Source organism: Roseovarius marisflavi (assembly GCF_900142625.1).
Lineage (GTDB): Bacteria > Pseudomonadota > Alphaproteobacteria > Rhodobacterales > Rhodobacteraceae > Roseovarius > Roseovarius marisflavi.
The window spans coordinates 1-3,076 of record NZ_FRBN01000063.1 but is presented as its reverse complement, the minus strand read 5'-3'; the positions used below and the strand labels follow the sequence as shown (position 1 = coordinate 3,076).

General features: G+C 53.3%; 2 protein-coding genes and 1 pseudogene. 1 reads left to right on the top strand and 2 read right to left on the bottom strand.

Annotated elements, in window-relative coordinates:
- Positions 1–231, bottom strand: a pseudogene (locus BUB78_RS21345) (IS110 family transposase); the annotation flags it as partial.
- Between the two features lie 188 nt (positions 232–419).
- Positions 420–1,127 carry a methyltransferase domain-containing protein gene (locus BUB78_RS19830; protein WP_220084057.1) on the bottom strand — a complete coding sequence of 236 codons (708 nt, stop codon included), beginning with the start codon at positions 1,125–1,127 and terminating at the stop codon, positions 420–422.
- 342 nt (positions 1,128–1,469) lie between these two features.
- On the opposite strand from BUB78_RS19830, the gene BUB78_RS19825 reads away from it, so the two are divergent.
- Complete coding sequence (locus tag BUB78_RS19825) at positions 1,470–2,699, top strand: lytic murein transglycosylase (RefSeq protein ID WP_073201137.1); 1,230 nt, start codon at positions 1,470–1,472, stop codon at positions 2,697–2,699.
- Positions 2,700–3,076 lie beyond the last annotated feature (377 nt).

The window sequence follows — 3,076 nt, the reverse complement described above, 5'->3', positions numbered from 1 at the left end:
GATGGCCGCAGCATCAACAGCGTCTGACTTGCCACGTTTGACGTAGGGCTTCACATAAGCTGGTGGGATCAGCTTGACGTTATGACCCAGTTTGATCAGTTCACGCGCCCAGTGGTGGCTCGTTCCACAGGCTTCAATACCAGCCGGACACGGCCAAAGGCGTTCAAAGAAGGCCAGAACCTGTGCCCGTCTCAGAGCGCGGATAAATGCAAACTCGCCATGCTCATCAATACCGTGGACCTGAAAAACGTTCTAAGCCAAATCAAGGCCGATCGCCGTAACTTGCATTGGGTGGCTCCTCTCATAAGCAGTTTACGACAACTGCACTATGGCGCATTGCCACGCCGGTTGATGCAGGAGCCATCCACACCATCCGCAGAGCAAACCAGACCTCACCGCTGACCGGAATAGAATGATAGCTAAGCGGCTGTTGCTGCGGATACAACCGACGGCATTGGTAACCTCCACGGGCCATTTGAGCCATATGTGGATTTGATCAGCTTGATCATTGCCGCTCGGATATCGGCCAGCGCATCGGGTGGTTGCGAACGAAGAAGTATTCCACCTCGCACTGTACCCTCCATGAACAGGGTAACAATGTCGTCTGCGTTGTTTGTTTCAACAACGTTCTGCACAACGGTTTGCGAGATATCGGAGAACCCTGTATTTGTTAATGCGGGTACAACTATTTCGGGGTCTGCGTAATCATGCAGACCAGGCCCAGGGGGCAGTTGAACCGAAGGATCGCCATGACGACCAATTACCTGGAACAAATCTCCGAATACCGTGGGAATTGTTGGGCCGTGCCACACTGAGAAAGACAAGCGGCCGCCCAACCGCAGAACCCGATGCGCTTCTGCCAGAACGCTGATCGGGTCGGGCACATGCAAAATGCCAAAGCCAATCGTAACCGCATCAAAACGGACGTCTTCAAAAGGAAGGTGCATCGCATCACTCTCGATGAATTCTGCTTCAGGCACATTTCGACGTGCCAACTGAAACATCGCAGGCGAGAAATCCAACCCTATTGCTTCGGCTCCGGCGGAATGCAGCCCAGCGGTGACAACACCCGGGCCACAACACAGATCAAGAGCAAGTGTTCCCGGACCCGCCCCGACCTGTCGCACGAGTTCCGGAACGCTTTGTGAGGTGGCACCTTCCAAACTGGCCGCATAGCTTTGGGCGGTTTCAGTTTCGGACCAACCCTTTTTTCAACTTTTCCGAATTCAGAAAACTGATTTGTAGTCATTGTTCGCTCCCCCGTAAGTGTGCCGGATATCGCAGGGCTTCAGGCGGCGCGCACGCTTCGGGCGGCTGGACGGTCCATCTATCTTTTGGATCGTCACAAGCCTGTTCAAAATCCTCTTCAGGTGAATCGCTCATTTGAAACTTGCAAATTTCGTTGACGTAATGGCCGCCCAAAAGGTAGCTGAGAAGACAAAGCATTCCTTCGGCATCTTAGGATTTCCATGAAGCTCCTTACTGTCTTGCTTACGACTATTGCGTTTTTGACGACACAGGCGCATGCGCAGAACAAACTAGCCATAGAAGAGCAATATCAAGGCTGGCTTTCTCAAACCATATGGCCTCAAGCCAGAGCAAAGGGCATCTCAGCCGATACGTTCAGCGCGGCATTCGCGGGTGTTACTCTGAACTGGAAGTTGCCGGACCTGGTTCCGCCCGGGACAAAGGCCGCAGTGCCGAAGAAACAACGTCAGACCGAGTTTGGCTCCCCCGGCAAGTACTTCAACCGTGGCTCCGTGGATGGAGCGACATCGGTCGGTCGCCGGACGGCAAGAAAGCACACCAACACCCTCAGATCAGTAGAAAGCAAAACCGGCATTCCGGGCCGCATCATCCTGGCAATCTGGGGCCGCGAAAGCGGGTATGGGCGCGTGGCCATACCCCATGATGTCTTTGAGGTGCTCGGGACCAAGGCCTTCATGAGCACCCGGAAGGATTATTTCGAACAGGAGCTTATAGCGGCTCTTGAGATCGTGCAGGCAGGTCATGTTCCAAGGGGGGCGATGAAAAGTAGCTGGGCTGGCGCACTTGGGCAGCCACAGTTTATGCCATCTAGCTTCCTGAAATACGCAGCAGATGGAAATGGCGATGGGCGGGTTGATATCTGGACTTCAGAAGCCGACACAATAGCCTCGATTGGCGCTTACCTGGATGAGCATGGATGGGTAAGCGGTCGAGACTGGGGGGTCGAGGTCACTGTCCCCTCTTCTGTCTCCTGCACTCTAGAGGGACCAGATCAGGGGCGCCTTATCTCCAAATGGGAGGAGATGGGTATCAAGCGCGTTTCAGGGCGTCCGTTTCCTGATCATGAAAGTCGTAGTGAGGGCTATTTGCTGATGCCTGCGGGGCGCAAGGGACCTGCCTTCATTGTAACCCCCAATTTCTATGTCCTCAAAGACTACAATATGAGTGATCTCTATGCCCTCTTTGTTGGGCATGTCGGGGATCGCATCCAATACGGTCTTGGAGACGTCTCTGCCCGTTGGAGCGCAGTCGATAAGCTATATCGATCTGATATTGCAGCGATGCAGCGGTCCCTGGAAAGGCAGGGTCATGATGTTGGAGGAGCTGACGGTTTGCCAGGATTCAAAACCAGACGTTCTATCGGACGCTGGCAGAAAGCTAACGGTCAGCAAGCAACCTGTTTCCCGGAAAGAGGTATTGATCTGAACTGATCAGCCGACTGGAATATTCGATCTTTCCAATCTGGCCTGCCACGAGAACAGTGCAGACTTAAATAAGGGCGCTTGCGCGCTTGAGGCGATGATCCGGACATAAATTGAATTAGTCTCGATGTGATCTGACACCGCCCCCATCCCAGAGAAGTGGAACAGGGGCGGCGCATCTCTTGAATGAGATGATGGTTGTCCGTTTTGATGGAGGTGCAAACCGAACCATCAAACAAGGAAACCACAATGTTGAATACTACCGATAAGATCATCAAACACAAAACAGGCGAGATATAGCTAAAAGTTGGTGATGGCCCCTGAGGGGCGGCATATCATGGCGTTGTTCACGCGCCGCAATTCTCATCTGAGAAAAGGATATGCCA

Coding starts and splice junctions, on each gene's coding strand:
- BUB78_RS19825 (WP_073201137.1), top strand. CDS start 1,470: ATGAAGCTCCTTACTGTCTTGCTTACGACTATTGCGTTTTTGACGACA.